26 protein-coding genes and 1 pseudogene are annotated in these 25,215 nt (G+C 48.5%); 20 read left to right on the top strand and 7 right to left on the bottom strand.

Translation table 11 applies throughout. From position 1 onward, the window contains the following. Positions 1–8: 8 nt before the first annotated feature. Genes L6442_RS26280 through L6442_RS26270 form a run of 3 tightly spaced genes read right to left on the bottom strand, consistent with a single transcriptional unit; the run spans position 9 to position 2,423 of the window. On the bottom strand, positions 9–743 hold the full coding sequence (locus L6442_RS26280) for an ABC transporter permease (protein ID WP_212977130.1): 735 nt from the start codon (positions 741–743) through the stop codon (positions 9–11). Positions 744–756: 13 nt separating this feature from the next. Beyond that, positions 757–1,509, bottom strand: a complete 753-nt coding sequence (locus tag L6442_RS26275) for an ABC transporter permease (protein WP_212977129.1) — start codon at positions 1,507–1,509, stop codon at positions 757–759. Beyond that, positions 1,506–2,423, bottom strand: coding sequence for an ABC transporter ATP-binding protein (locus tag L6442_RS26270; RefSeq protein ID WP_212977193.1), 918 nt, complete (start codon positions 2,421–2,423; stop codon positions 1,506–1,508). The genes L6442_RS26275 and L6442_RS26270 overlap by 4 nt, the downstream gene beginning before the upstream one ends. Positions 2,424–2,579: 156 nt before the next feature. Between L6442_RS26270 and L6442_RS26265 the strand changes: the two genes are divergently transcribed. The 14 genes and pseudogenes from L6442_RS26265 (at position 2,580) to L6442_RS26200 (ending at position 13,020) form a co-directional block, all read left to right on the top strand. Next, positions 2,580–3,293, top strand: coding sequence for a response regulator transcription factor (locus L6442_RS26265; RefSeq protein WP_212977128.1), 714 nt, complete (start codon positions 2,580–2,582; stop codon positions 3,291–3,293). After that, positions 3,293–4,672 carry a sensor histidine kinase gene (locus tag L6442_RS26260; protein ID WP_212977127.1) on the top strand — a complete coding sequence of 460 codons (1,380 nt, stop codon included), beginning with the start codon at positions 3,293–3,295 and terminating at the stop codon, positions 4,670–4,672. Before L6442_RS26265 ends, L6442_RS26260 begins: the two co-directional genes overlap by 1 nt. A 411-nt stretch (positions 4,673–5,083) precedes the next feature. Then, positions 5,084–5,761: an HD domain-containing protein gene (locus L6442_RS26255; protein ID WP_212977126.1), complete on the top strand. Its 678-nt coding sequence runs from the start codon at positions 5,084–5,086 to the stop codon at positions 5,759–5,761. Between the two features lie 92 nt (positions 5,762–5,853). After that, complete coding sequence (gene pgsA, locus L6442_RS26250; RefSeq protein ID WP_212977125.1) at positions 5,854–6,444, top strand: CDP-diacylglycerol--glycerol-3-phosphate 3-phosphatidyltransferase; 591 nt, start codon at positions 5,854–5,856, stop codon at positions 6,442–6,444. A gap of 39 nt (positions 6,445–6,483) precedes the next feature. Beyond that, positions 6,484–6,921: a VOC family protein gene (locus tag L6442_RS26245; RefSeq protein WP_212977124.1), complete on the top strand. Its 438-nt coding sequence runs from the start codon at positions 6,484–6,486 to the stop codon at positions 6,919–6,921. A gap of 34 nt (positions 6,922–6,955) precedes the next feature. Then, positions 6,956–7,846, top strand: a complete 891-nt coding sequence (locus L6442_RS26240; RefSeq protein ID WP_212977123.1) for a TIGR01777 family oxidoreductase — start codon at positions 6,956–6,958, stop codon at positions 7,844–7,846. A gap of 94 nt (positions 7,847–7,940) precedes the next feature. After that, on the top strand, positions 7,941–8,696 hold the full coding sequence (locus L6442_RS26235; protein ID WP_212977122.1) for an enhanced serine sensitivity protein SseB C-terminal domain-containing protein: 756 nt from the start codon (positions 7,941–7,943) through the stop codon (positions 8,694–8,696). A 223-nt stretch (positions 8,697–8,919) separates the two neighbouring features. Further along, a complete protein-coding gene (locus L6442_RS26230) occupies positions 8,920–9,099 on the top strand; it encodes a hypothetical protein (protein ID WP_212977121.1) in 180 nt (59 codons plus the stop codon). A 164-nt stretch (positions 9,100–9,263) separates the two neighbouring features. Then, positions 9,264–9,428, top strand: a complete 165-nt coding sequence (locus L6442_RS26225) for a hypothetical protein (RefSeq protein ID WP_194234213.1) — start codon at positions 9,264–9,266, stop codon at positions 9,426–9,428. Beyond that, entirely contained in the window at positions 9,425–10,339 is a 915-nt protein-coding gene (locus tag L6442_RS26220) for a sugar phosphate isomerase/epimerase (RefSeq protein WP_306436663.1), read from the top strand. Before L6442_RS26225 ends, L6442_RS26220 begins: the two co-directional genes overlap by 4 nt. A 21-nt stretch (positions 10,340–10,360) precedes the next feature. Further along, entirely contained in the window at positions 10,361–10,555 is a 195-nt protein-coding gene (locus L6442_RS26215; RefSeq protein WP_212977120.1) for a DUF4177 domain-containing protein, read from the top strand. A 40-nt stretch (positions 10,556–10,595) separates the two neighbouring features. Further along, positions 10,596–11,303, top strand: a complete 708-nt coding sequence (locus L6442_RS26210; protein WP_212977119.1) for a YjjG family noncanonical pyrimidine nucleotidase — start codon at positions 10,596–10,598, stop codon at positions 11,301–11,303. Between the two features lie 215 nt (positions 11,304–11,518). After that, positions 11,519–12,043 (top strand): hypothetical protein, encoded by a 525-nt coding sequence (locus L6442_RS26205; RefSeq protein ID WP_212977118.1) that lies wholly within the window; start codon positions 11,519–11,521, stop codon positions 12,041–12,043. A gap of 66 nt (positions 12,044–12,109) precedes the next feature. Next, a pseudogene (locus tag L6442_RS26200) lies at positions 12,110–13,020 on the top strand (DUF817 domain-containing protein). Between the two features lie 103 nt (positions 13,021–13,123). On the opposite strand, the gene L6442_RS26195 reads toward L6442_RS26200, so the two are convergent. The 3 genes from L6442_RS26195 to L6442_RS26185 form a co-directional block, all read right to left on the bottom strand. Then, positions 13,124–14,350 (bottom strand): copper amine oxidase N-terminal domain-containing protein, encoded by a 1,227-nt coding sequence (locus tag L6442_RS26195; RefSeq protein ID WP_212977117.1) that lies wholly within the window; start codon positions 14,348–14,350, stop codon positions 13,124–13,126. A 173-nt stretch (positions 14,351–14,523) separates the two neighbouring features. Further along, positions 14,524–15,447, bottom strand: coding sequence for a cysteine synthase A (gene cysK, locus L6442_RS26190; protein ID WP_212977116.1), 924 nt, complete (start codon positions 15,445–15,447; stop codon positions 14,524–14,526). A gap of 144 nt (positions 15,448–15,591) precedes the next feature. Beyond that, a complete protein-coding gene (locus tag L6442_RS26185) occupies positions 15,592–16,320 on the bottom strand; it encodes a YwaF family protein (protein ID WP_237100093.1) in 729 nt (242 codons plus the stop codon). A 248-nt stretch (positions 16,321–16,568) separates the two neighbouring features. On the opposite strand from L6442_RS26185, the gene L6442_RS26180 reads away from it, so the two are divergent. The 4 genes from L6442_RS26180 to L6442_RS26165 all read left to right on the top strand — a co-directional run bounded on the left by L6442_RS26180 (position 16,569) and on the right by L6442_RS26165 (position 21,604). Further along, positions 16,569–17,129, top strand: a complete 561-nt coding sequence (locus L6442_RS26180; protein WP_194234221.1) for a glycerol-3-phosphate responsive antiterminator — start codon at positions 16,569–16,571, stop codon at positions 17,127–17,129. 171 nt (positions 17,130–17,300) lie between these two features. Next, positions 17,301–18,113: an MIP/aquaporin family protein gene (locus L6442_RS26175; RefSeq protein WP_194234222.1), complete on the top strand. Its 813-nt coding sequence runs from the start codon at positions 17,301–17,303 to the stop codon at positions 18,111–18,113. 98 nt (positions 18,114–18,211) lie between these two features. Further along, positions 18,212–19,702 (top strand): glycerol kinase GlpK, encoded by a 1,491-nt coding sequence (gene glpK, locus L6442_RS26170; RefSeq protein ID WP_194234223.1) that lies wholly within the window; start codon positions 18,212–18,214, stop codon positions 19,700–19,702. 225 nt (positions 19,703–19,927) lie between these two features. Then, positions 19,928–21,604 carry a glycerol-3-phosphate dehydrogenase/oxidase gene (locus tag L6442_RS26165; RefSeq protein WP_212977114.1) on the top strand — a complete coding sequence of 559 codons (1,677 nt, stop codon included), beginning with the start codon at positions 19,928–19,930 and terminating at the stop codon, positions 21,602–21,604. Between the two features lie 181 nt (positions 21,605–21,785). On the opposite strand, the gene L6442_RS26160 is transcribed toward L6442_RS26165, so the two are convergent. Next, entirely contained in the window at positions 21,786–22,571 is a 786-nt protein-coding gene (locus tag L6442_RS26160; RefSeq protein ID WP_212977113.1) for an AraC family transcriptional regulator, read from the bottom strand. A gap of 244 nt (positions 22,572–22,815) precedes the next feature. Between L6442_RS26160 and L6442_RS26155 the strand changes: the two genes are divergently transcribed. Continuing rightward, a complete protein-coding gene (locus L6442_RS26155) occupies positions 22,816–23,715 on the top strand; it encodes a nucleoside hydrolase (RefSeq protein WP_212977112.1) in 900 nt (299 codons plus the stop codon). A gap of 107 nt (positions 23,716–23,822) precedes the next feature. Continuing rightward, complete coding sequence (locus L6442_RS26150; protein WP_212977111.1) at positions 23,823–25,184, top strand: extracellular solute-binding protein; 1,362 nt, start codon at positions 23,823–23,825, stop codon at positions 25,182–25,184. Positions 25,185–25,215: the final 31 nt, after the last annotated feature.

The raw sequence follows: 25,215 nt of genomic DNA, 5'->3' as shown, positions 1-25,215 counted from the left end.
CAAGCGCATCAGGAAGATGCAATATCTTTATGTTTCAGCCGGCGTATGGACCAACCCGCAAACAAAGTGATAAAGACGGCATTCATGAGGAAAAAAACGAGATTTTCGGTCTTCGACAGATCTTGCTGGCTGAGTACGCACATGCCGATGGACAACAAGGAATAGGGGGACAGCATGCCGATTTTTAAAACATACAAACCTAAACCGAGAAAAACGGCGCAAAGGCTGATTCCGATCGGTGTGGCAAAGCTGCGAATGCGAATGGAAAATCCCAGTTGCAGCGCAGCGACAGATAAGGAGGCCACCCAGCCGCGAAAGCTCCATATCAACGTCTCTGCCGGGAAAGCGTCCTTGAAAGAAAACAGCAGTTGTCCCGCGAACCAATACAGCAGCATAAACAACGTTTGCGCCGCGAAAATCAGTATGCCTACGATAATCAGCTTGGCTGTAAACAGGAAGGTGACGGGCAGCGGGCTGGTCATCGCCATATTCCAGTTCCGGTTGGCGTGTTCAAGCCTGCATACATAAGCACAGCAGATAGCAATGAGAATAGGGAGAAAAAATTCCCCGTAAAACAAACCGACCTGTGTCCATAAGCTGTACCAACCGTTTTGCAGCGCAGCCTGATTGAAATAAAAGTTAAAACATCCGACGAGCAGACTGATGACGGGCAAAATAGCCAATACCAGGCTGATTCGGGAATGACGAAGTTTAAGCCATTCGGCGGAAATGCTTCTAAGCATCAAAGTTCCCTCCTTAGATTTCTTGCCTTGAGACATGGGCGTTTCCTGCCAAATAGCAAATGGCAATCAGGCAAAGCGCCGCAATCCATTGGCCGGAACTGAGCGGCTGCTGAACATACGATCCGGATGAAGCTTCATAGATATACGTGATCGGACCCAGATCCATATAATAGGACCAGACCAGCAAATGGCGGATTCCCGCAGGAAACAGGCTGGCGGCTGTCCCGATAAAACCGCCTAACATGCCGAGACAAAGAGCGAAAGCCTGATTTTTGACGGTCAGCGATAGCCATTGCTGCAAAGCGGTAATAATCAGCGTGGTTAACAGCGTGCCTGCAATATAATGCAAAAGCAAAGGGAGAGGCAGCGGTCCCGGGATGCTTTTATAGAGACCAAATCCGGTAATAAACAAGGCTTGGGCGATGATCCCGTACAAAATCAAACTGTTGGCGCATACGTATTTGGCCGCATACACATGTTTCAGTCCGAGATGGGTGGTCATTAACATTTTCCAGGTGTTTCCTTTATGTTCCATATCGCAGATGCGTGAGACCACGATCGCCGAAATGATGGGAAGGAAGAGGCAATTCATGGAAGAAAGGCTGAAGATCAGCGCTTCCCAGGCGGCGTTGTCCGCGCTGCGCGAAATTGAAATGCTGATGGACAGCGACGCCCATATCATTTCCGCGGCGAGGAACAGGGTCAACATGCCCCCAACCCTTTTTCTGCGGATTTTGTAGTACTCCAGCGACAATGCTTTGATCACAGGCTTTTCTCCTTCCCGGTAAGGCCCAGAAAAATGTCTTCCAAACTTTTTTTATGTTCCTCGATGCGGCTGACGCCAATATGGCTTTCTACGAGGGTTTTGTTGATCAGGGAAACTTCCTCGTCCCGTAAATAATCAAGTACAAGCTGTTTTCCTTCCACCCTTGGCAAAACCCCAAGCGTTTGCAGTATTTTTTCCGCCCGCGCCGGTTCATTGGTTTGAATCCGGATCGTAGCCTTGTTTTCTCTCTGCAGGCTTTCCATCGTACCCTGAAACAATAATTTGCCATCGCTGATAATCCCGACGGAAGTCGCCATCTGTTCAATCTCCGACAGCAGGTGGCTGGAGAGAAGAACCGTGATCCCGTATTGTCCGGGCAGCGACCTTATCAGTTCGCGGATTTCGCCGATTCCGGCCGGGTCCAGGCCATTCGTAGGCTCATCGAGAATAAGCAGGCTTGGAAACGCCAGCAAAGCCATGGCGATGCCGAGACGCTGCTTCATGCCAAGCGAATATTGATCGGCCCGTTTATGCTTTTGATTTTCGAGGCGGACAATTTTGAGCGCTTCATCAATATTTTTGCTGGGGACATTGCGCAGGCGCTGCATGACTCTCATGTTTTCCAGACCGGTCAAATGACCATAATACGATGGCGATTCGATCAGCGAGCCGATGTTGTTCAAAATATCGAAACGGCTGCTTTTCAGGTCTTTGCCGAATATTTTGATCTGTCCTTCCGTTGGTTTCACGAGACCAAGCAGCATCTTTAATGTCGTCGTTTTGCCGGCGCCGTTGGGCCCGAGAAAACCGAAAATTTGCCCGCTGTGAACGGATAAGTCCACCTGGTGCACCCGGTTTTGTCCGCCGTAAGATTTGGATAAATGATGGGTTTCTACGATCGGGGAAGCGTTCATCAATCATTTCATCTCCATTTCTGTTCGTTGTCCTGGTGTCTAATATAGAAGACCTTTCTTTCCGCGAACTGAAGATAACCTTTCATTTACCTTAAATAAATGCTGGGCGGTCCGGAAGGGAAGTTGATTCATGTATAATCAAGATGGTGATGTGAATTGGATACGTTAAAAAATAAAAAAGTGCTGATTGTAGACGATGAACCGGAAATCAGGGAGATGATTGAACGGTTTTTAAGAAAAGAAGGATTCTTTCGAATTTACAAGGCGGGGAGTTTCGCGCAAGGGTTGTCCGTCGCCAGAACGGAAAAACCGGATGTGGCGATTCTGGATGTCATGCTGCCGGATGGGGACGGCTTTTCACTGCTGTCAACCTTGCGGTCTTTTTCGGACATGCCTGTCTTGTTTCTGTCTGCCCGCGGCGAAGACGAGGATCGGCTGCTTGGACTCGGGCTTGGAGCGGATGATTATATCGTCAAGCCGTTTTTGCCGAAGGAACTGACTTTGCGGCTGACGGGCATTTTGAAGCGGGTGTATGCCTCTAACGCAAGCGAGCAGCTTCCGGTGTTCAGGCTTGGGAATCAAACGATCCATTTGGAGAGCGCAATGGTGAGCAGGGACGGCAAAGAGTTTCCGTTAACCGCAAAAGAGCATGCCATTCTCGTTAAACTTTACGAAAATCAAGGCCGCATCGTCACCAGCGACGCTTTATGCCAGGCCGTATGGGGAGACGACAGTTTCGGATACGAAAACGCGCTGATGGTGCATGTGCGGAGAATACGGGAGAAGATAGAGGAAGACCCTTCGAAACCGGCTTTTTTGCTCACCGTTCGGGGCCTCGGTTATAAACTTCTGGCGCAGGAGTCCCGCTAATGGATGGCATTATCCGCATTTTGCGGCGATATGTCGGACTGACGATTTTGCTTGCCGTACTGCTGCTTATCATTAATTTGATTTTATTAAGTTCTCTTATATTTAAGGAGATTCACGACGAGCCGTCGCCGGAATCCGTGGTGAAGCAAATTTCTCAAGGACTTGAAGGCAGGAGCGGGAAATATACGTTAAATGCGGCAGCCAGAAATCTGCTGGATGAAAATCAGGCTTGGATGATGCTGGTGGATGCGGACGGGAAAGTGCGGTGGGGAGAACGGATTCCCGAAGAAATTCCCCGGTCGTATAACGTGATTGATGCGGCCAAATTTTCGCGTTACTTTTTAAAACAATATCCGGTGTATGTATGGGAACATCAGGATGGTCTGCTTGTCGTCGGTTATCCCAAAAATACGTTTGGAAAATATCAATTCGATGTCCGTGCGGATTGGCTGCGATCGCTTCCCGTCCGAATTTTGCTGCTGCTCGTATGCAATATAGCTTTAGCGATTTTAGTATCCGTACTGTTTGGCACCCGGCTTTTCCGTTCTTTAAAACCTCTGCTTGAAGGAATTCATGCATTGGCCAAAGAGAAACCGGTTCATGTCGATACCCGGGGGATTCTCAGCGAGCTGGCGGAAAGCATTAATTCGACATCCGATATGCTGCAAAAGAAAAACAAAGCTCTGATAGCCAGAGATGAAGCGCGCTCCAATTGGATTGCCGGGATTTCCCATGATATACGCACGCCGCTGTCCATGATTTTGGGATATGCCAGCGAATTGGAGGAACAGCCGGAACTGCCCGATGAACAGAAACAGCAGGCGTCCATTATCCGCCGCCAAGGCGAAAGGCTGCGTTCTCTGGTAAGCGACCTCAATCTTGTATCCATGCTCGAATACGAGATGCAGCCGCTGCATTTGAAGCCGATTAGGCTGTCGGTAATGGCAAGGCAGGTGGCATCCGATTTTCTGAACAATGGTCTGGAAGATTGCTACACGATCACCTTGAATGTTACAGATGAAAGCCTGCAGGTGATGGGGGATGAGCGGTTATTATACCGTGCAGTAACAAATTTGGTGCAGAATAGCGTCCGTCATAATCCCGGCGGCTGCGAGATTGTGCTGGAAACATCACAGTCCGATGATGGGGATTGGAATCAATTTATCGTATCGGATAACGGAACCGGAATTCCAAAGGAATATTTATCCGAAGTTGTTTTGCTGCCGTATACGGCAGGACGCAGCCGCCCTGCCCGGCAGGGACATGGGCTTGGACTGCCTATGGTAGCGCAGATTGCCAAGGCCCATCACGGCAAGCTTATTCTGGAGAGCGACAAGGGGCAAGGCTTGAGGGCGGCATTGGTTTTTCCGGTTCCATAGGTGGAAGTTGGGGGCTTTTATCTGCATTCAATCCTGAGGTATAATCATGGAAACGAAACTGAAAATAGACAACTACGACCCGGTTTAAGATAAGCGTTTTTATTCTTATGCCGGGTTTTGTTTTAGGAGCTTTGAAGCCGTTTGGTACAGGGCGTATTGGCTGGTTGCCTGGGTTATATCGCTAACGAAACTGGGGAGCGCAATTGCCGCAAAATCGCAGCCTAATCAAATCTAACGAAACTCAGGATCGTTATTCATGCAAAATATCGCTTTTCTCACCTCAATGATGACCAATAACGATTGCCAGTTTCGTTAGGAAATCCAGCAGCTTCATTTTGCCCAAATAACGATTGCAGGTTTCGTTAGCAAAATTAATAACCGCTTCAGCGGGAATATAAAAGGAGGCCGTGTATGACGCAACAGTCCGAACTCATAAAACAGGCGGAGCATTTTGTAAAAGAGGTATTGTCAGGAGAAGCAAGCGGCCATGACTGGTGGCATATTGAACGCGTCCGGAATACGGCGCTGGAAATCGCAAGGAAGGAACAGGCGGATGTCGTCGTATGCGAACTGGCTGCGCTTCTGCATGATGTGGCTGACGAGAAGCTGAATGATAGCAAAGAAGCCGGACTGGAAAAGGTCCGCATCTGGTTGCGCGGGCATACGGCTGAATCGGGCTTGATTGACCATGTGATGGAAATCATTTCGACCATGTCCTATAACGGAGGCCGGAACCCGCCGATGAAGACGCTGGAAGGCCAGGTTGTCCAGGATGCGGACCGACTGGATGCGCTTGGCGCCATCGGGATCGCCCGCACCTTCGCTTATTCGGGAGCCAAGGGCCGCATCATTCATGATCCCGAGTTGAGCCACGAGGTGCTTGCGCAGGAGGATTACCGGTCAAACAACAAATCGGCCATTTATCATTTCTATGAGAAGCTGCTGAAGCTGAAAGATTTGATGAATACGTCTTACGCCAGAGAGCTGGCCGAGCAAAGGCATGCGTTTATGGAGCTGTTTTTGCAGCAGTTTTATAGCGAGTGGACCATGCGTGACCAACGTGCTTCAAATGAAAAACATGATGACTGAGTGGTCGGGAATCGGGATCATAAGTAAAAAATCCATTGCAAGATGCATGATCATGAAGCACGCCTGTTGAAATGAAAGGAGTTGGTGTCTCATTGAATACTGCCAACCGAATCACCTTGGCGCGGATCGCGCTTATTCCGCTGTTTATGTTGTTTTTTGCAAAATGGCCGGAATGGCTGGCCGAGTCCAGCGGGCTGATTCGTTTTATGAACGATTATGGTTTGTGTATCGCCATTGTCCTTTTTGTGCTTGCTTCGGGAACGGATAAACTGGATGGTTATATCGCTAGAAAGTATAACCAGGTCACCAATTTGGGGAAATTGCTTGACCCGCTTGCCGATAAGCTGTTGATTTCCGCCGCGCTCATTATGATGGTGCAAGCGGATATGATTGCCTCATGGGTCGCAGTCATTATGATTGGCCGTGAATTTGTGATTACAGGACTCCGCATGATCGCTTCCGCCCAAGGGATTGCGCTGGCCGCAGACAAGCTGGGGAAATGGAAGATGGTTTTGCAGGTGGCTGCCATCATTGCCGTTCTGCTGAGCAATATCCCGCTCCAATGGATTAACGCCATTCGCATAGATGATGTTCTGATGCTGCTTGCGGTATGTATGACGCTAGTATCCGGAATTCAATATTTAATGAAAAACTTCAAAGCGCTTCGATTAAATGACATGTAACGCCATAAGTTTCCTAAAAATCATTGGGAGGTTTTATCTATGAGTAAGCCCTTTTCATTTTTGCGTATCGGTTATGTGTACGTGCCAACGACCCGGATCGATGAATCCGTGGCATGGTATACGGAGCATCTGGATTTCAAGCTCATGAACAAATTTGAAGACCGCGGTTCCCTACTGGCTGTGCTTCATCATCCGCATTTGAACTCGATAGCGCTGCTGTTGATCGAAACCCGCGACGAACGTCCGCTGGAGATTTCGAGAAACGGCAATCCGTTCCCGATCATGGCTCTAAACTGTGCCGACATTGAGTATACATACGATAAGCTGAAGAGCGCAGGAGTTGCGGTTGAGGATTTGCATACACTCGGCGAAGGAGAAGCCAAATATTTTTATTTCCGGGACCCGGAAGGCAACTTGCTGGAAGCGGCTTGGTCGAAGTGGGACCCGCAGGATCAAATCAAAGAAAATTTCAAGTAATGTTCCGGCTCCGGGCGGAAGGGAGAAGGCAGGATTGATAAGGAAAATCGTCATTGCCGGGGGAACCGGCTTTATCGGAACGTATCTGGAAAATAAATTCGAAGAACTTGGTTATGAGGTGCGGATCATTTCCAGACAGGCGGGTTATATTTCCTGGGAAGATCGGGAAGGTATCCGCGAGGCGCTGGAACATGCCGATATGCTTATCAATTTGGCCGGCAAGTCCGTCAATTGCCGATATCATGCGCGGAATAAAGACAAAATTATGAATTCAAGGACGGAAACGACCCGGATATTGGGACAAGCGATTTTGGCTTGCAAGCATCCCCCGGCACTTTGGATCAATTCCAGCACAGCCACCATATACCGTCATGCCGAGGATCGTCCGATGACGGAAGCGGAGGGGGAAATCGGCTCCGGTTTTTCGGTGGATGTGGCCAAGGCTTGGGAACAATCCTTTTTCTCCTTCTCCCTTCCGCATACCCGTCAAGTCGCCCTGCGAATCGCCATCGTTTTGGGGCGGGGCGGAGGGGTCATGATTCCGTATCAAAATCTGGTCCGATTCGGGCTTGGCGGCGCGCAGGGACCCGGGAACCAAATGTTCAGCTGGATTCATATCGATGATATCCTCGGCATTATCCTGTTTCTGCGCGACCTGCCGGAGCTAAGCGGCGTATTTAACGTTTCGTCCCCGCATCCGCTGAGTAACCGGGAGCTGATGCAGCAGCTTCGGCAGTCGATGAACAGGCGTTTCGGTTTGCCCTCCCCGGCATGGCTCCTGGAAATGGGAGCGCTTATGATCCAGACCGAAACCGAGCTGATTCTCAAAAGCCGCTGGGTGATTCCGGAGAGACTGGAGCAGGCAGGATACTCTTTCCAATATCCAACGTTAGAAGAAGCTTTGCGCGAAATCGTTCTCTTATAAAAATGGGACGGGGACTTTTGTTGATCGCCAAAGAGAGGTACACTACTTGTAATGGACTACTTTATCCGATACTTTCCTGAAGGGAGCAGCAATCATGTCTTTCGAGCCCATGAATACACTGGAGGAGAAGCTTATAGAAGCAATGAATGAGCCTTCCGCCAGACCCGACTTTTACCGCGAACTCCGCAATTCCCAAATTTATACGATCCAAGGCGGGGCAGACCCCATCCAAGAAAAAAGCGAACTTGCCGCCGGTCAATCCGTTCAACTGCTTAGCGTTGAAATGGACGGAAAAAGATACATACCGATTTTTTCTTCGCTTCCCCGCATGCAGGCTTTTATTCAGGAGCCGGTGCAATATTTGGAAATTCATGCGCTGCATTTCTTTCAGTTGACCAAAGGCGCGGATCTGCTGCTGAATCCGGGATCTCCTTTCGGCAAGGAGTTTAGCGCGGGGGAAATCGAATCGATTTTGAACGGTTCCATCTTTAATGCTCAGGAATCCTACGTGATCGAAAAAAATACCCAGACGATGATCGGCCAGCCTGCCGAGCCGCCTGCCGAGCTGCTTGCCGAACTCAGCAAAGTGTTTGAAGAACGTTTGAAAAACGTGATCTGCGCTTATAACGCCCAGGTATTTAATCCGCGCACCGATCAGGCGCCGCGCACCCTGATTGCTGTCAGCTATATCGGCAAAGGGGATGATATTATCGCCGAGGCCGGCAAAGTGGCTGAGTCCGTGCAGGTGCCGTTCCCGCCGGTAGAATTTATTGAGCTAAACGGCAGCTCAGGGCTGGAAGGGTATTTTGAAGACAGCTGCAAACCGTTTTATTTGAAAGAATCGTTTTAAATTTGACAGACAGAGCTTAATATACAAGCTTACAGCGCTGTATGAAATGCCCGGGCTTTCGGTTCCGCCGAAAACGGGCATTTTGATTATCTGAACGAGATATTCGCCGCATATAGCGGCAAACGTTGCCCTGCGCGAGGAATTGCATTTTTTATACTCCTGAATCAGGATTTCGTGTAAAATAGTGGGTAATTGTTTTGGCTAAACAAAGGAGGATGAAGAAATGAATGTTGGAACAGGAATTGGAATGGGGCTTATCGGAATTTTTCCTTTAATCATTTCATTATGTCTTACCGGCTTGGGCATTGCCTGCATGATTTTATTTATCCGGTTTGCCGTACGGGCGATCAAGGCGCTGGATATCTACCTCGCAGAAAAATCTCAACGCAATAAACTATATTAGAATATTTCAGGTAAAACACGCATCATTTTTACGAAAATGGAGCCGTGTCCGCGTAAGCAGGGGTTGCTGACTTGGTTTGACAATTTATTGGGGGATGATAGAATGGCCGTTGTCATCTTTGGAATATGACAGCGGCTTTATCTTTTTAGGAGGGATTATTCGTTATGGAATATGGAACGGGCGGTTATTTTGTCGGTTGGGGAACACTTGCATTGATTAATGCCGGCCTTGCCCAAGGGAAAAACCGGAGCGGGCTGAACTGGTTTTTGATCTCGCTTCTGTTCGGCCCCTTGGCAACGCTGTTTATTGTGGTGTGGGACAAAAAATGAGTATGAATCGGTTCTTGATCGGGCAATATGGCTCGTATGATTTTCGTAAATTCGAACGGGATTTTCGCAAAGGTTTCTATGGAATTGAAGCTTGCCTGCTGCAATCGGAAGAAGATATTTTTGCTTTGAAGATGGCCGCGCAGGAACATGACTTTCAGATCGGCATTCATTTTCCGCTCCGTAATCGGGGGCTCGTCATCCGCGACGCGCTTTTTCTTGCCTCGGATGAGAACGAAAGGAATCAGGCGTTTCAATCTGCCTTGGAGGAGCTGGAAGCGATTTATCGTTTGGGGCTGAGGCCCGCATATATTTTGTTTCATTATCCGAAGCCGGTTATTTTGGATGACTGCGTGGACTGGAGCAAGTGGCATTTCAGCAGCCCCCGGGAGTATGTATATGAAAGCGAGTATGCTTTCGAAGAGTTCACACAGCGATCGGAAGAGCTTTTTGTGTGGATGACCGAACGAAGCAGGCAGTACGGGTTTGTTCCCGTATTGGAGTTTGACGCTCTGAACCGGTATGTTTATGCCTCGGATGCGCTGGAAGAGCTGCTGAAGAAATACGATTTGATCCGGCTTTGCCTGGATACGGGAAGACTGTTTTTGCAAGAAAAAAGAGATCCTTCATTTCGGTCCGTCCCGGTTATGCGCAAATATGCCAAATATGCCGAGGTCATTCACTTATGGAATTTGCAGTTCGGCGAAGGTTTCATCAAACTGCGTTATCCGGTTCTGCCGGAGCAGCGGCAGGAGGATGGATGGGCGCCAATTGCCGAATATCTTCAAATCATCAAGGAAGAAAATCCAAACGCGAAAATCCAATTCGAGCATCGTTCCGAGCTGGTGGATGACGAGGAGCTTGAGCGGTGTTATCATTGGGTGTCGGAGTTTCTTGCGGAAGATCCATATTAAAAAGGGAAAGAGGGATATCCTATGGAGAAATGGGAATACAAAACGTTAAAATATAAAACGGGCGGTTTTTTGGGCGGAAAAGTGGATGAAGCGGAATTTGAGGATCTGTTGAACAGTTACGGCAGCGTAGGCTGGGAACTGGTCTCCTGTTTTGACACCAGCGTGAATCAGGGACAGTCCCGGGACGTCATCGCCGTTTTGAAGAGAAAAATGTAGCGTATGGGACTCTATTTTACATAGAAAGAAGGCTTGCAGTTTGTCTTACAAATGGATTTTATTGGACCTGGATGAAACGTTGTTTGATTTTAAAATGTCTGAGTCGCGGGCATTGTCATATGTGCTTTCAAGCATGAACCTTGATCCGGAGGATACGGCGATCACCGATTGCTATAACCGCATAAATCATGGGCTGTGGCAGGAACTGGAGCAAGGGAAGATCAGTTCGGCCGAACTGCGCGTGGAACGTTTTCGCAGATTTTGCCTAGAGCAGGGGCTAAGCGAAGATGCCGGATTAATCAGCGACCGGTATATCCAGTCCCTCTCGGAGCAGTCATTTGTGCTGGCCGGGGCGCTCGAGCTTTGCCAATATTTGAAGGATGCCGGATACCGGATAGCGGTCGTCACCAATGGCATCAAACAAGTACAGTTCGGACGGATCAACCGTTCGGAGCTGAAGGATTTCTTTGAAGCGGTGATCGTTTCCGAAGATACAGGGTATCAAAAGCCGCATCCGGGTATTTTCGAACATGCCTTTTCCCAAATCGGAAGTAGCGAAAAAGAAGCCATGCTGATGGTCGGCGATTCCTTGACCTCGGATATTCAGGGCGGCAACAATGCAGGAATCGATACCTGCTGGTACAACCCGAACCGTCTTCCCAACACCACTGGAATCAAACCGACATACGAAATTCATGAACTGGCCGGTTTGAGGGAGATTCTGGAGAGCGGCAGAAGCGGGGCGTAATGAAAGCGTATCGATCATGACAACATTTTGATGTGGTTGTAACCTTATTGTGACGATTTGGCGTGATTGATGATTTATAGTAAAGCTATAAAGATCACCACGCCCGGGTGGAGTTTTTTCAGAGATTTTTTCACCGGTCTCGTTTGGAAAATCACTCAGCAGGGTAATGGATGATATGAAGAAGAAATACATTGTCCATAAAGGGGAAATCTTCAATGAAAAAAATCACACTGCTTGCTACCCTCATGATCGTCGCTTTGTTGGGCTTTATTACATCGGCCAGCGCTATTGGAACTGAAAAAGAATATACACCGGTTCCTACGAGCGAGGATACAGTGACAGCATTCATTTCTTCGATACACAATGACAATGGGCACCTGACCATTAAAGCCGATCCGATTGAATGGTATGAAGGCGCCGCCGCCGACCAAAAATTCAAGGAACGCGAAAAAGAAGCCTTTGAAGAATTGGGCGGGGCTCCTGACAACTACTATATCGTAAATGATGACCAGACGCTACATACCTACGAAGTTGCGCCGGATGCACAGGTTTTGATGCAGATCTACGATCATGACGGAACTTACGAAGGCATCCAAATCAACTGGAACGAACCTGTTTCGCTGGATAAATATGTGGCGATTATGAATAACAACAAATTGATGGATATGAAGAACTTTCCGTATCACCTGGTAATCCAGGACGGCAAGGTCGTAAAAATTATCCAGCAATATATTCCTTAAACAACAGGGTCCGTCATTCTTCGGGATGGCGGATTTTTATTTTGCGCGAATGATATGGAGGAGAGTATGGATAAGCGGGTCAGTCCCTTTCATAGATTCATCGTGTTTGGTTTGCAGCAGGCCCGTTCCTGCATTTTCCCGGCGGTGATTTTTTTGACATTGGCCGCTTCGAAGCTGCTGCACATTCCTTTTATGCCCAGATATGATTTTATATTGCTCGTGTGCATCCTGGCACAGGTGCTGATGCTGCTGTTCATGCTCGAGACCTGGGACGAATTCAAGGTTATTTGCATGTTTCATATCATCGGCCTGCTGCTCGAATTGTACAAGGTGCATATGGGATCATGGGCGTATCCGGAGAACGCATGGAGCAAAGTCGGCGGCGTGCCCCTGTACAGCGGTTTTATGTATGCGAGCGTCGCGAGCTATATTTGCCAAGCCTGGCGGAATTTAAATCTCAGGATCCGGAATTGGCCGCATGCCGTATGGACGGTAGGGATCAGCATTTTGATTTATTTGAACTTTTTCACTGATCATTTTGTGTGGGATTTGCGCTGGTGGCTTACGCTGCTGCTTTTTATCATCTTTTTCAAAACCTTTGTGTATTTCGATGTGGCGGGGAAGACCTATCGGATGCCGATGGTATTGTCTTACGTGCTGATCGGCTTTTTTAGCAGTATAGAATTTATAAGTTTTTTTGGGGGTCCCCGCAAAGTATTTGGAATAAGCATCGAAGCATAGGCTCCACTTTGTGGGGTTATTTTATCTGGATTGCGGAAAATATATCAACCTTCTTCGGCGCGTGGCAGTACCCTGATCAGGACCATGCCTGGCGAATCGTGCATATCGGGAAAATCAGCTCTTGGTTCCTGCTGGTGGTGATCAGCATCATTATCGTGGCGCAGCTGAAAAAAGTGAAGGAAACCGAACAGGCAGCGGAGCGGAATGCGGGCGCGCTGCAACGGCATATCAAGTGAAAACCAACCCGGCACCGATTATGGTACTGGGTTGGTTTGTTAGCATTTGTTGTCGGGAAATTCCCATGGCTGACAAGCCGGATTGATGAACATCAGCAGCTTCTTATTTCATGTCCTGCCAGCTTTTGAACTCATGAATGGCAAAGCCGGCATAACTTGCGTAGCGCGTTAATTGATTGTGGGCGGACTGCAGCTCTTTTTCCATCGCCCCGCTGCTCATGGAATAGAATGAGATCCGCGGACCCTCTGAGCTTTTGGCCGTTTCTACGGCAACAACCACTTGCTTCTTCAGCGTGGAGGCTTCTCTCAGCATGGCCTGCGCATTTTCTACAATTCCATTGTTGCCTAACGCATGATTCCGATAATTCATGATGACGAGACAATCGAACTTCTCCAGCAGCCATGCGCTCATACTGTAATCCTTCCCCGGCACCTTAATCGTATTCAGCCAATACGGGACGTCCATGGCAATTTTCAAGCCGCTCCCTTTGGTTTCTTTCTCGATCAGTCTTAAATTGTTCATCCAGCTTTCAAGGATCGTCTTATTGTCCTTCGTCCATCCGCTTAGCGAATAAGGTTCAATATCGAAATGCAGTCCCGCAAAGCTTGCTTCCGGGCTAACAGAGGAATTGTAGGTTTTAACCCACGCTATGAATTTTTGAATATCCTCCTGCTTCGACTTATTGGCCCATTCGGGACGCCCCTCAAGCGCTTCCACTCGAATTCCTTCGCTCTTCGCTTTTCGAATAAAACTCTCGTATATTGCCGGATCCATATCTCTGTCAACCTGAAGGTAAATAGATGTAACGCCTTTCATTTTGGCGAAGCTTATGATCTGATCTTGATCCTGCTTCAGGATGGAACTGTCCCATATCCATGTTCCTTTCGGAACACTGGCCACTGAAGTCACAATGCTCACCAGATTGCGCGCGGGCTGCCAATCCACAATCGCATGCAAGACTTCACTGATAAAGCGCAGCGGAACCATCGTGCGACCGTTTTTGAGCACTGCCGCCCCTTCAAAGTTTACTCTTTTTCCATTCACCAGTGCATGATTATCGCCAATCGCCAAAATAATGGTGTCACGGTGATGCGAGATCGTGATTTGATTTAATTTTCCGTTCCATTTCGTAGCAGCTCCGAGCTTATCGGATACAAAAGTAAGCGGAACCATCGTAAGGTTGGATCTCTGGTCGACATATGGGTGCTCATCCGGGAATTGTACATCACGCCCGTCCACGGATACTCGGACTTCAGAAGCGTAGACAGCAGGGATAAACGCAGCTAAACCTAGCATGATAGCTAACGTGCATACTAACAATTTTCTCATGTGGGACTACCTCATCTTTTTGAATTTGTTCTGCCTTGTTGTGCATGTATTGTCACACAATGAATTATAGGATGCGTAATAATTGGCAACAAGGTCAAAAAGATGCATTATGATGGATCATTTTATAGCCATATATTGAAATCCTTCATGGAATTCAACGTTTACAGGCTGGCTTAGAAAATCCCCATGCTAAGGTAACGTTCCCCCGTATCCGGAGCGATGCAGAGAACCCGTTTGCCGGAACCCAGACGGCGGGCTGCCTGAAGCGCGGTCCATACCGCTGCGCCGGAGGAGGGGCCGACCAGAATGCCTTCCTCGCTCGCAAGTCTGCACGTCGTTTCAATCGCATTTTCATCGCTTACCTGGAAAATCTCATCATAAACTTCGGTGTTAAGGATCGGCGGAATGAACCCCGGGCTTGTACCGACCAGCTTATGAGGCCCGGGTTGGCCGCCGGAGAGGACCGGAGATCCTTTGGGCTCCGCAACAAAGATGCGAAGACCGGGAATCTTTTCCTTCAAAACTTCGCCTGTACCCGTTATGGTGCCGCCTGTTCCGGCCGTTGCGACAAAAGCGTCGAGTCGCCCATCCATCTGTTCAATGATTTCGAGAGCCGTGGTTCTGCGGTGAATGTCCGGATTGGCCTTGTTTTCAAACTGTTGGGGAATGAAGCTGTCCGGAATTTCACGGCTTAATTCCTCAGCCTTGCGAATGGCTCCCGGCATGCGTTCGGCGGCAGGAGTCAGCACGACTTCGGCGCCGTAGGCTTTCAGAATATTAATGCGTTCCTTCGTCATATTGTCCGGCATGACCAGGATGGCGCGGTAGCCTTTGGCTGCGGCGTTCATCGCCAGGCCGATGCCGGTGTTGCCGCTGGTGGGCTCAATGATGGTAGAGCCGTTTTTTAACAGCCCGTCTTGTTCCGCCTGCGCGATCAGGTTGAATGCGGCCCGGTCTTTCACGCTTCCGCTGGGATTATAGTATTCGAGTTTGACGTATACCTCGGCATCCTCCGGTCCCGCCAGGCGGTGAAGCCGGACAGCAGGGGTTTGGCCGATGAGCTCGGTAATATTTTGTACGACTTTCGGTTGCGTCATGTTGGCAGCGCTCCTTTTGGATTCTATATCATACTAATCCGATATATTTCATCGTCTATTATAGTTCTTCCAGTCTGAATGAACAATAAAAGGAGCGGATCGCCGCTATTCTATGAGCAACCGCCTTCCTAGGATCTCCGGGTCCTAAATTGCCGATTGGCCGCGCGGATTGCCCGTCCGGGACAATTTTTCCGGGAGCACGAAAAACAAAAGCTGCATTACCGCAAAAATCAGCAGGGCAATACCTTCCTCGGTCAACAAATAAAGAGGATGCGGACCCAGCCAATCCAAAATGGAGGCGGTGGACGGCTTATGCATCAGGAACATATAGTTGGCGTCCAGAAAATAGTCCGTTATTCCGACAAGCAAGGCGGCGATATTCAAAAAAATCATTGTAAGTCCAATCGATTTCCAAGTGGGCCTATAATTCTCCACCCAGGTCATGTACAGGGATGCCAGAATAATCAGGATATGGGCGATAAAGAACTGGTAAAAACGGATATGCGGATAGGCGTAAGCGAGATTGGGCGTGATCAAAGCCTGCAAAGCGCCGCCGATCCCGGCGAAGAACAGGATTTGGTACAAAATCCGGCTTTTCGTCAGCAGCATGACGATCGACAGAAGCAAAGTCAGGCTGCATAACTCCAGCGGCAGCGTATACTGCGGGCTCCACGTCCCTGAAGCGATATTCCATATATCGAGCACGGCTTCCGAGGCGGCGAGCAAAAGGGCCAGACCATAGCGGAGTATTGATTTGGCAAGATGCCTGGTTTGGAAAAAGTGCCTGAAAACATAAAGCAGGAAAGAAGCGGCAGCAAGCACCAAAAGTGCCAGGAGATGCGATGGCGAAAACAGAATAAACGCTTCGCTCATGGGCATGCCTCCTCCTATCATTTTTTATTCTGCGGTCAAAATCCATATTAAACCAAATGGGGGGGCTGAAGTAGCAACTTAATTATTACAGATATACGCAATTATCAACCAAATTTTTCCTCGTAAATGTTGAATAAAACATAAAAGGGCTTGCATATGATTATAATCACACTTACTATTTGGGTGTACGTCTAACACAATATTCATAAAAAAAGTATTGGATAGTTTGACCAAAGGGGCCTAAATATATGAATTTCTATCAACAGCGAATTTTACCTGCCTCGCGGCAAATGAAAGATTTGGAGAAGGCCATATCGTCATCGTACGAGTATCTGGTGCTGCTCGATGTCCATATCTCCCAGCTTAAGCACGCATGCAGCATGGTGCATCAAGCGAATAAAAAGTTATTCTTGCATATCGATCTGATACAAGGCCTTCAGAGCGACGCACATGCGACCGAGTATCTTTGCCAGGAGTATCGACCATATGGGATTTTGTCCACAAAGTCCAGCGTCATTCAAAAGGCGAAGCAAAAAGGCGTCGTCGCCGTGCAGCGTATTTTTCTAATCGACAACAGCGCATTGGAAAAGAGCTGCAAGCTGCTTGAGAGCACGCAGCCGGATGTTATCGAAGTACTGCCTGGCGGCATGCCGAGCGTTATTCGCAAAGTGAAGGAAAGAACGGACCTGCCGATCCTGGCGGGAGGATTCATCTCTTCAAGAGAGGATGTGGAACTCGCTTTGCAAGCGGGCGCCGAAGCGGTTACCACTTCCAACAAAAATTTGTGGAGAGAATTTGAAAAAAAGTGATTGACAACGTTTACAAATTTAAATAAAATTTGAATCAAGTTAATAATGTTATGGAGACTTGGAGATCTACATTCAAACGTGCCCGTCTTTCCTGCACTGGGAAGATAAGGCGCCTACTTGATGTAGGTCTCTTTGTGTTCTTAGCATTCATAAAGTTTAGGAGGGGTCTCTATGTCAGCGTTTTGGGGCGAGCTAATTGGAACAATGATACTGATTGCACTGGGCGGAGGCGTGTGTGCAGGAGTATCGCTTAAAAAATCTTTTGCGGCGAATTCAGGTTGGATTGTCATTACGATGGGATGGGGCCTGGCTGTTGCGATCGCGGCGTATTCCGTAGGCTCGATAAGCGGAGCTCATCTCAACCCGGCGCTTACCTTGGGACTTGCGCTGATTGGGAAATTACCTTGGGCTGACGTACCCTCATACATGGCTGCTCAACTGCTTGGCGCCATCATCGGAGCCGTTATTGTGTATCTGCATTATTTGCCGCATTGGAAGGTAACGGAGGATCCGGGAGCAAAATTGGGCGTATTCTCGACAAGTCCGGCCGTATATCATCCTTTCTCCAACTTAATGAGCGAGATGATCGGAACGTTCATCTTGGTTCTCGGCATTTTGGCTATCGGTGCCAACAAGTTTGCGGATGGTTTGAACCCGTTCATCGTCGGATTTCTGATCGTCAGCATCGGTTTGTCTCTGGGCGGAACGACGGGATATGCGATCAATCCGGCGCGCGACTTGGGGCCGAGAATTGCGCATGCGCTGCTTCCGATCGCGGGCAAAGGCGGTTCCAATTGGAAATATGCCTGGATACCTGTCGTTGGGCCATTGCTCGGCGGTTCGCTTGGAGCGTTATTTTACAAAAATGTGTTTTTAGGTCAATCGGACGCCGCAATTTGGATCGTGGCAGGAATAACGGTCGTGATTCTCGTCATCTCGCTGCTCTTCTCCGGGAAATCGGCAAACCGCAGCGTATCGATGTAAACGCCTGATGCAAGGCTTTTATTGAATTGCAGAAAGTCAGTATAATCAAGCAATGATGATTCATATATGTCAATAATACTTAAGTGGGGGAATTTCGGATGGAAAAATATATTTTGTCTCTTGATCAAGGTACAACGAGCTCCAGAGCAATTTTATTCGATAAAGCAGGCCATATCGTTCACGTCGCCCAGAAGGAGTTCACTCAGATTTTTCCTGAACCGGGTTGGGTAGAGCATAACGCCCAGGAAATCTGGGGAACGATTCTCGCCGTCATCGCGACCTGCCTGATTGAATCCGGCGTGAAACCAAGCCAAATCGCGGGCATCGGCATTACGAACCAACGCGAGACGGCCGTCGTATGGGATAAGGAATCGGGCCGTCCGGTATACAATGCGATCGTATGGCAATCGAGACAGACGAAGTCCATTTGCGATGAGCTGCAAGCTGCAGGGCACAGCGAATTGTTCCGTTCCAAAACAGGGCTTCTTATCGACTCCTATTTTTCGGGCACGAAGGTTAAATGGATTCTGGACAACGTTCCCGGAGCCCGGGAAAAAGCGGAACGCGGAGAGCTTCTGTTTGGCACGATCGACACGTGGCTGATCTGGAAGCTTACCGGCGGCGAAGTGCATGTTACCGACTACAGCAATGCTTCGCGTACGCTCATGTACAACATTCACGAGTTGAGATGGGACGACGAGCTGCTGGAGCTGCTTACGATACCGAAGCAAATGCTTCCTGAAGTGCGGTCGTCTTCCGAAGTCTACGGCAAGACGGTCGATTACCATTTCTTCGGCGAGGAAGTTCCGATTGCCGGCGCCGCCGGCGACCAGCAGGCGGCCTTGTTCGGGCAGGCTTGCTTCAAAGAAGGCATGGCCAAGAACACGTATGGCACCGGATGCTTTATGCTGATGAATACCGGCGAACAGCCCGTTCAATCTTCGCATGGCCTGCTGACGACGATCGCTTGGGGAATCGACGGCAAAGTGGAGTATGCGCTCGAGGGCAGCGTATTCGTTGCAGGCTCTGCCATTCAATGGCTCCGAGACGGTTTGCGCATGATTAAAGAGTCGAAGGACAGCGAGCAGTACGCAAGCAAGGTAGATACGACGGACGGGGTGTATGTCGTTCCTGCGTTTGTGGGACTGGGTACGCCGTATTGGGATAGCGAGGTTAAAGGGGCTATATTCGGCCTGACGCGCGGGACATCCAAAGAACATTTTATTCGCGCCACTTTGGAATCCCTTGCGTACCAGTCCAAAGACGTGCTGAGCGCAATGGAGGCCGACTCTTCTATCGAGCTTACGCAACTGCGCGTAGATGGCGGAGCGATTCAGAACAACTTCCTGATGCAGTTCCAGAGCGATATGCTTGGCGTTCCGGTGGAATGCCCGAAAGTGTATGAAACAACGGCGCTTGGAGCCGCTTACCTCGCAGGCCTGGCCGTCGGGTACTGGGACAGCCGGGACGAGATCGCGGCGCAGTGGAGCATTGATCGCACCTTTACCCCGTCCATGTCGGAAACGCGGCGCAATGAATTATACGCCGGCTGGGGCAAAGCAATTGAGGCAACTAAAGTATTTAAATAAAAGAGGAAATATGCTACAATTTTAAATAAGTTAATATTTAAATTCGGTTGGAGAATCTTGAAACCGCAATTGCACTTTGGTCTATGACCTAGGTGTTATTGCGGTTTTTTTGTTTAAGAGATTCAAGCGGGCGAATGGAACATGCCTGCTGACGGTTGTCCCGTCTGCTTGAGACCGCTGCATACTCACTTTTATACCGTCTGTATGACGAGGGAGGTTAATCGGATGACAGTTACATTTTCAGCTGCAAAACGCAAATCGATTGTAGAAGCTATAGGGGAACAACCCCTTGACGTAATTGTGATCGGCGGGGGGATTACCGGGGCCGGGATTGCCTTGGATGCGACGACGAGAGGACTGCGCACGGCATTGTTCGAGATGCAGGACTTTGCCGCAGGAACCTCCAGCCGTTCAACCAAGCTGGTACATGGCGGGCTTCGTTACTTGAAGCAATTTGATATCAAAACGGTGTCCGAAGTCGGAAAGGAGCGCGCCATTGTTTATGAGAACGGCCCGCATGTGACGACGCCCGAATGGATGCTACTGCCGCTTCATCGCGGCGGCACGTTCGGGAAATTCAGCACGGGCATCGGCCTGCGCGTCTATGACTTCCTTGCCGGAGTCAAACGCAGTGAACGGCGCCGCATGCTGCCGATGCAGGAGACGCTGAATCGCGAGCCGCTGCTGAAACAGGAAGGGCTCCTGGGCGGCGGTTATTATGTGGAATACCGCACGGATGACGCGCGCCTGACGATTGAAGTCATGAAGGAAGCGGTTCGCAATGGAGCAAAGGCATTGAATTATATGAAAGTAGATTCATTCCTGTATGAAAATAAAAAGATCGTCGGTGTGCGAGTGGTTGATCAATTGGATGGGGAAAGGTATGAATTCCGGGCAAAAAAAATCATTAATGCCGCAGGGCCTTGGGTTGATGAGCTCCGCAGCAAAGACGGATCCAAGACCGGGAAGCATCTTCAGCTGTCCAAAGGGGTCCATCTGGTTATCGATCAGTCGAAATTTCCGCTGAAGCAGGCGATTTACTTCGACACGCCGGACGGGCGGATGGTATTTGCGATTCCGCGCGACGGCAAGACATATGTAGGCACCACGGATACGTTCTATAAGGCCGATCCTATCCAGCCTGTCATGACGAAGGAAGACCGCGATTATATTATGGCTGCGATACGCTACATGTTTCCGACCATTCAGCTTACTGCGGAAGACATCGAATCGAGCTGGGCGGGCGTGCGGCCGCTCATCTATGAGGAAGGGAAAAACGCATCCGAAATTTCCCGCCGGGACGAAATCTGGCAATCCCCTTCCGGCTTGATTACCATTGCAGGCGGCAAGCTTACCGGTTACCGCAAAATGGCCGAAACGATCGTCGACTTAGTCATACAACTGCTGAGCAAAGAAGAAGGCTTGGCGTTCGTGGCGGCGAAGACGAAGAACATGCCGATTTCCGGTGGACATGTGGGCGGCTCCGATGCATTCCCGCATTTCGTTCAGAAGAAAAGAGAGGAAGGCGTTCGCCGCGGCTTAGACGCTGCGCTCGCCGAGCGATGGGCACGCATCTACGGCTCTAACGTGGACCGCATCTTCGAACTTGCGGAACGCAATCGGGAGAATTCAATGCAAAGCGGACTTCCGCTGGAAGTGCTTGTCCCGCTCCTATACGCCATAGACGAAGAAATGACCATCAGACCGGTAGACTTTTTCATTCGCCGTACGGGAGCGCTTTTCTTCAACATTCAATGGGTGCGCGAATGGAAGCAGCCCGTCATTGAATTCATGGCTACCGCTCTCGGCTGGACGCCGGAACAACGCCACGAATATACGGAAGAATTGGACATTGCCCTGCATCAGGCAGTCGTTCCGCAGATGGAGCAGAGCAGGGAATAAAGCGCTTGGGAATTTGAAAATTCAAAGCCTCCGATCAGGCACAGATCGGAGGTTTTTTTAAGATATAAGAAAGTATAAACTTCGGAGATCTCGCATCCTTATATCGCAAGAAAAATTACCGCTAAACGCGGTCTGTCTTCTATGAGAGTACGTCGATAGACGTTTTTCTTACGAAGTGTCGTCAGTCCTCGGAGAATATCGGTTTTGCTGGCAGCGCCTGAGGATTTGCCCGGCATTCTTTAGGCGTTATTCCGGTATGCTTCTTGAACATTGAACTGAATTGCGAAGGAGTCGCAAAGCCGCATTCACTGGCTATCGCAGATACCTTCAAGCGTGTATTACATAACAGCTCGATGGATCTTTCTATGCGTTTTAACATAATGTAATTCATCGGCGAAAGACCGGTTCGTTCTTTGAATGCATGTCGGAAGCGGTCAAAGCTGTATCCCGATAATTCAGCCAAGTGCTGCAGCTGTACGGGTTGCGTGTAATTTTCCTTCAAAAAATTAATCGCGTATATGATGCGATCCTCTTTTTCCAGTTCCCCCGAGCTGATTTGCGGAATTCTGCAAACCTCCAGCATTAATTGACTGCCAATAAGATTTAGCATCAACGAGTGGAAATTATTTTTCGCCAGGAATTCGACCTTCATATTTTGCAGCAGCCGCCAAATATGATGATCGGGTCCATCGTCAAAAACGCCATTCGGCAGACTTATCGGGATATCATCATAATCAAACCCGATAAAGAAAACTTCGGTGTCCTCGTCATGCTTTTCATCGTGCAGCATATTCGGGCGTATGATTGCAAATGTATTGGGACGGTATTCATATCGGTTGCTGCCTATATTCGTATGCCCGGTTCCTCTTTTGTAGTAGACCAGCTCAAAGCACCCGTGCTTATGAAAATCAGGTGAAGCGGACATAGGAAGGTAATAAAACTGAAGAAAATTAAGGCTGAAGTTCATTGATTTACATTCCTCTCAGACATAATTTCCAAGCAGATGCTTGCGACAGAAAATATTTTTTCAATAGTGAAGCACGTTTGATGATACTATTTAGCCGATCAATTATAGTTTATTGTTTGAGTTAAATATAAAATGAGCTTAAAGAAATAGCAATTGCAGTTGCAATGAAATTAAGAATAGGGAGACGTGATTGAAAGCATGAATACAACATCTGAGAAACGGCTTGCGGGAAGGTGCGTTGGTAGTGAACAGAATTATTATCGATACTGATATCGGCGGAGACATTGATGATTTGTTGGCAATAACAATGGCGCTCAACTCTCCTGAACTCCAGATCGAAGGCATTACAACGGTAGGCATGCGCTCGGACCTAAGAGCCAAGATTGCCAGCGCATTGCTTCATTTATACCATCTGGATCATATTCCTGTCGCCGCCGGAGCCCAAACACCGCTGTCAGGCGAATGTGAGCGCGAAGAATATCCCAATCAGTACGGCGAGGAGCTAGCTGATTTTCCGGTAGTTTCCGAGGTGGATGGGGCAGATCTGATGATCCGTCTCGTCAATAAAGCCCCCGGTGAAATTACGATTGTAGCCATCGGAGCAATGACGAATCTCGCCTTGGCCATTGAGCGTTCGCCGGAATTCATCCGCAATGTAAAAGAAATCATTTTGATGGGGGGAGAATACAGCGCTCATTACAGAGAGTACAACATTGTTAGCGACCCGGAGGCAGCGGATATATTGTTCCGTTCAGGTATACCGTTAACCGCAGCAGGCCTCGAGGTTTGTTTGGATTTAACTTACGATACAGATCAAGCAGTTGAGACTTTCTTAAGCCATGGTACTGAACAAATGAGTTTCCTGGCGCGTCTTGTTAAGCGTTGGCAATCCGTAGGCGTCAACCGCCCGATTATTATGTTCGATGCCATTCCATTTGCACTTCTTATTGATAGAAGCTTGGCGGTAGCCGAACTGAGGTCTGTTCAGGTCGAGACGAAGGGTGAACATACAAGAGGGATGACATACAGTATGAAACCTCACTTCGGAGAGAGCCACGTTAGTCAGCCTAATGTGCATGTTTGTTTATCGATTGATGATGTCAGGATCATGGATATGTTTGCAGATAGAGTATTAAGAACATAGCCGAATAATGATAGGAATAAGAAATTTTCAGACTAAAATATGTAACCGATTACATTTCTTCGGTTTAATCTGACAGGCGTTTCTAAAAATAAGGGGGAGCTGCGTTTATGTTTAAAAGATTGATAACTTTGTCTCTCAGTCTAGTTATGGCAAGCGGATTGTTGGCAGGTTGTTCCGGATCGTCCGGTGGCAAGGAGCCTTCAACTGCAGCGCCTCAAGAAGGCGAAAACAATGGAGGGAAGGTTACGCTTAAGGTTGCGTTTTTCCAAGGAGGGTACGGAGATGCGTGGTTTAAATGGCTGAAGGAAGAATTCGAGAAAGAAAATCAGAATGTGACGGTTGAATTGGAAGGCAATCCGAAGATGAATGATATTATTCAGCCGCGAATCGAAGCGAATACCAATGTGCCGGATGTCGTTTTTGTGGACGACTCCTTAATGAGAAAATGGGGGCCCGCGGGAAAGCTTGTGGATCTAACGGATATGTATAATGAGAAGCTGCCTGATGGCAAGACGATTGAAGAGAAGATCACGGATTCCACGGACAAGTCAATGGATGTCTTTGGCAAGAAGTATGGCGTTCCTTTGGCGCAATTATCGCAAGGCATTATATACAACGTAAAGATGTTTGAGGACAACGGCTGGAATTTTCCAAGCACCTGGGAAGAGCTTGAGCAGTTGGCCGAACAGATCAAAGCGAAGGGGATTGCCCCACTGATATATCCGGGTCAATACCCGTACTATCTATTTCCGTTTGGACACGCCTCATACTTGCAGTATGGCGGCCCGGAATTCATTGAAAAATTGACGAATCCTACCGAGGCGGATATTCCCGGATTATATGAAGATCCCGCTTTCAAACGGACGTTCACATTGCTTGATCAGATGTTTAAGGATAAGTGGATGCTTGATGGCACGTTAGCGTTGAATCACACAGAATCGCAGATGGAGTTCTTACGCGGCAAAGCAGCCATGATACTAAATGGCGCTTGGTTGGAGAATGAAATGAAAGACTCTATTCCGGAAGGGTTTCAAATGAAAATGATGCCATTTCCTCCTGCGAAAGATGCCGTTGTGCATGAGCCTGTGCTCGAATCGCTAACTTCCGGGTTTGGCGGAATTCCAAGCGTATCGAATAATATCGAAACAGCAAAGAAATTTCTGCAATTCTCTTCAACGGAAGAAGCAAATCGCAGGTTTACGGAGCTAACAGGCTCTTCGAGAGCATTCACGTATTCGGTTGAGGGTCTTAACATCAGTGATTTTACCAAAAGTGCAATAGAAGCTACGAACAAATATAAAACAGTGGCCCTAATCTATGCTCCTCAAGCTATCACGGATAGTCCGGGAATCGATGCCTATGCGGCGATAGCCGCAAGAAGCAAGACTGTTGAGGAAGTTATCCAGGCAAATGTCAAGGCAGCGCCTAACAAATGGAAGGAAAACCAGAAGTTGATCAATACCAAATAATGCGTTGGCGAAGAAGATCTGAGCTGTTTTA

The sequence above is a fragment of the Paenibacillus azoreducens genome (genome assembly GCF_021654775.1).
GTDB lineage: Bacteria > Bacillota > Bacilli > Paenibacillales > Paenibacillaceae > Paenibacillus_AQ > Paenibacillus_AQ azoreducens.
Note: the sequence above shows the minus strand (reverse complement) of the source record. Positions and strands in the feature narration are given on the sequence as shown.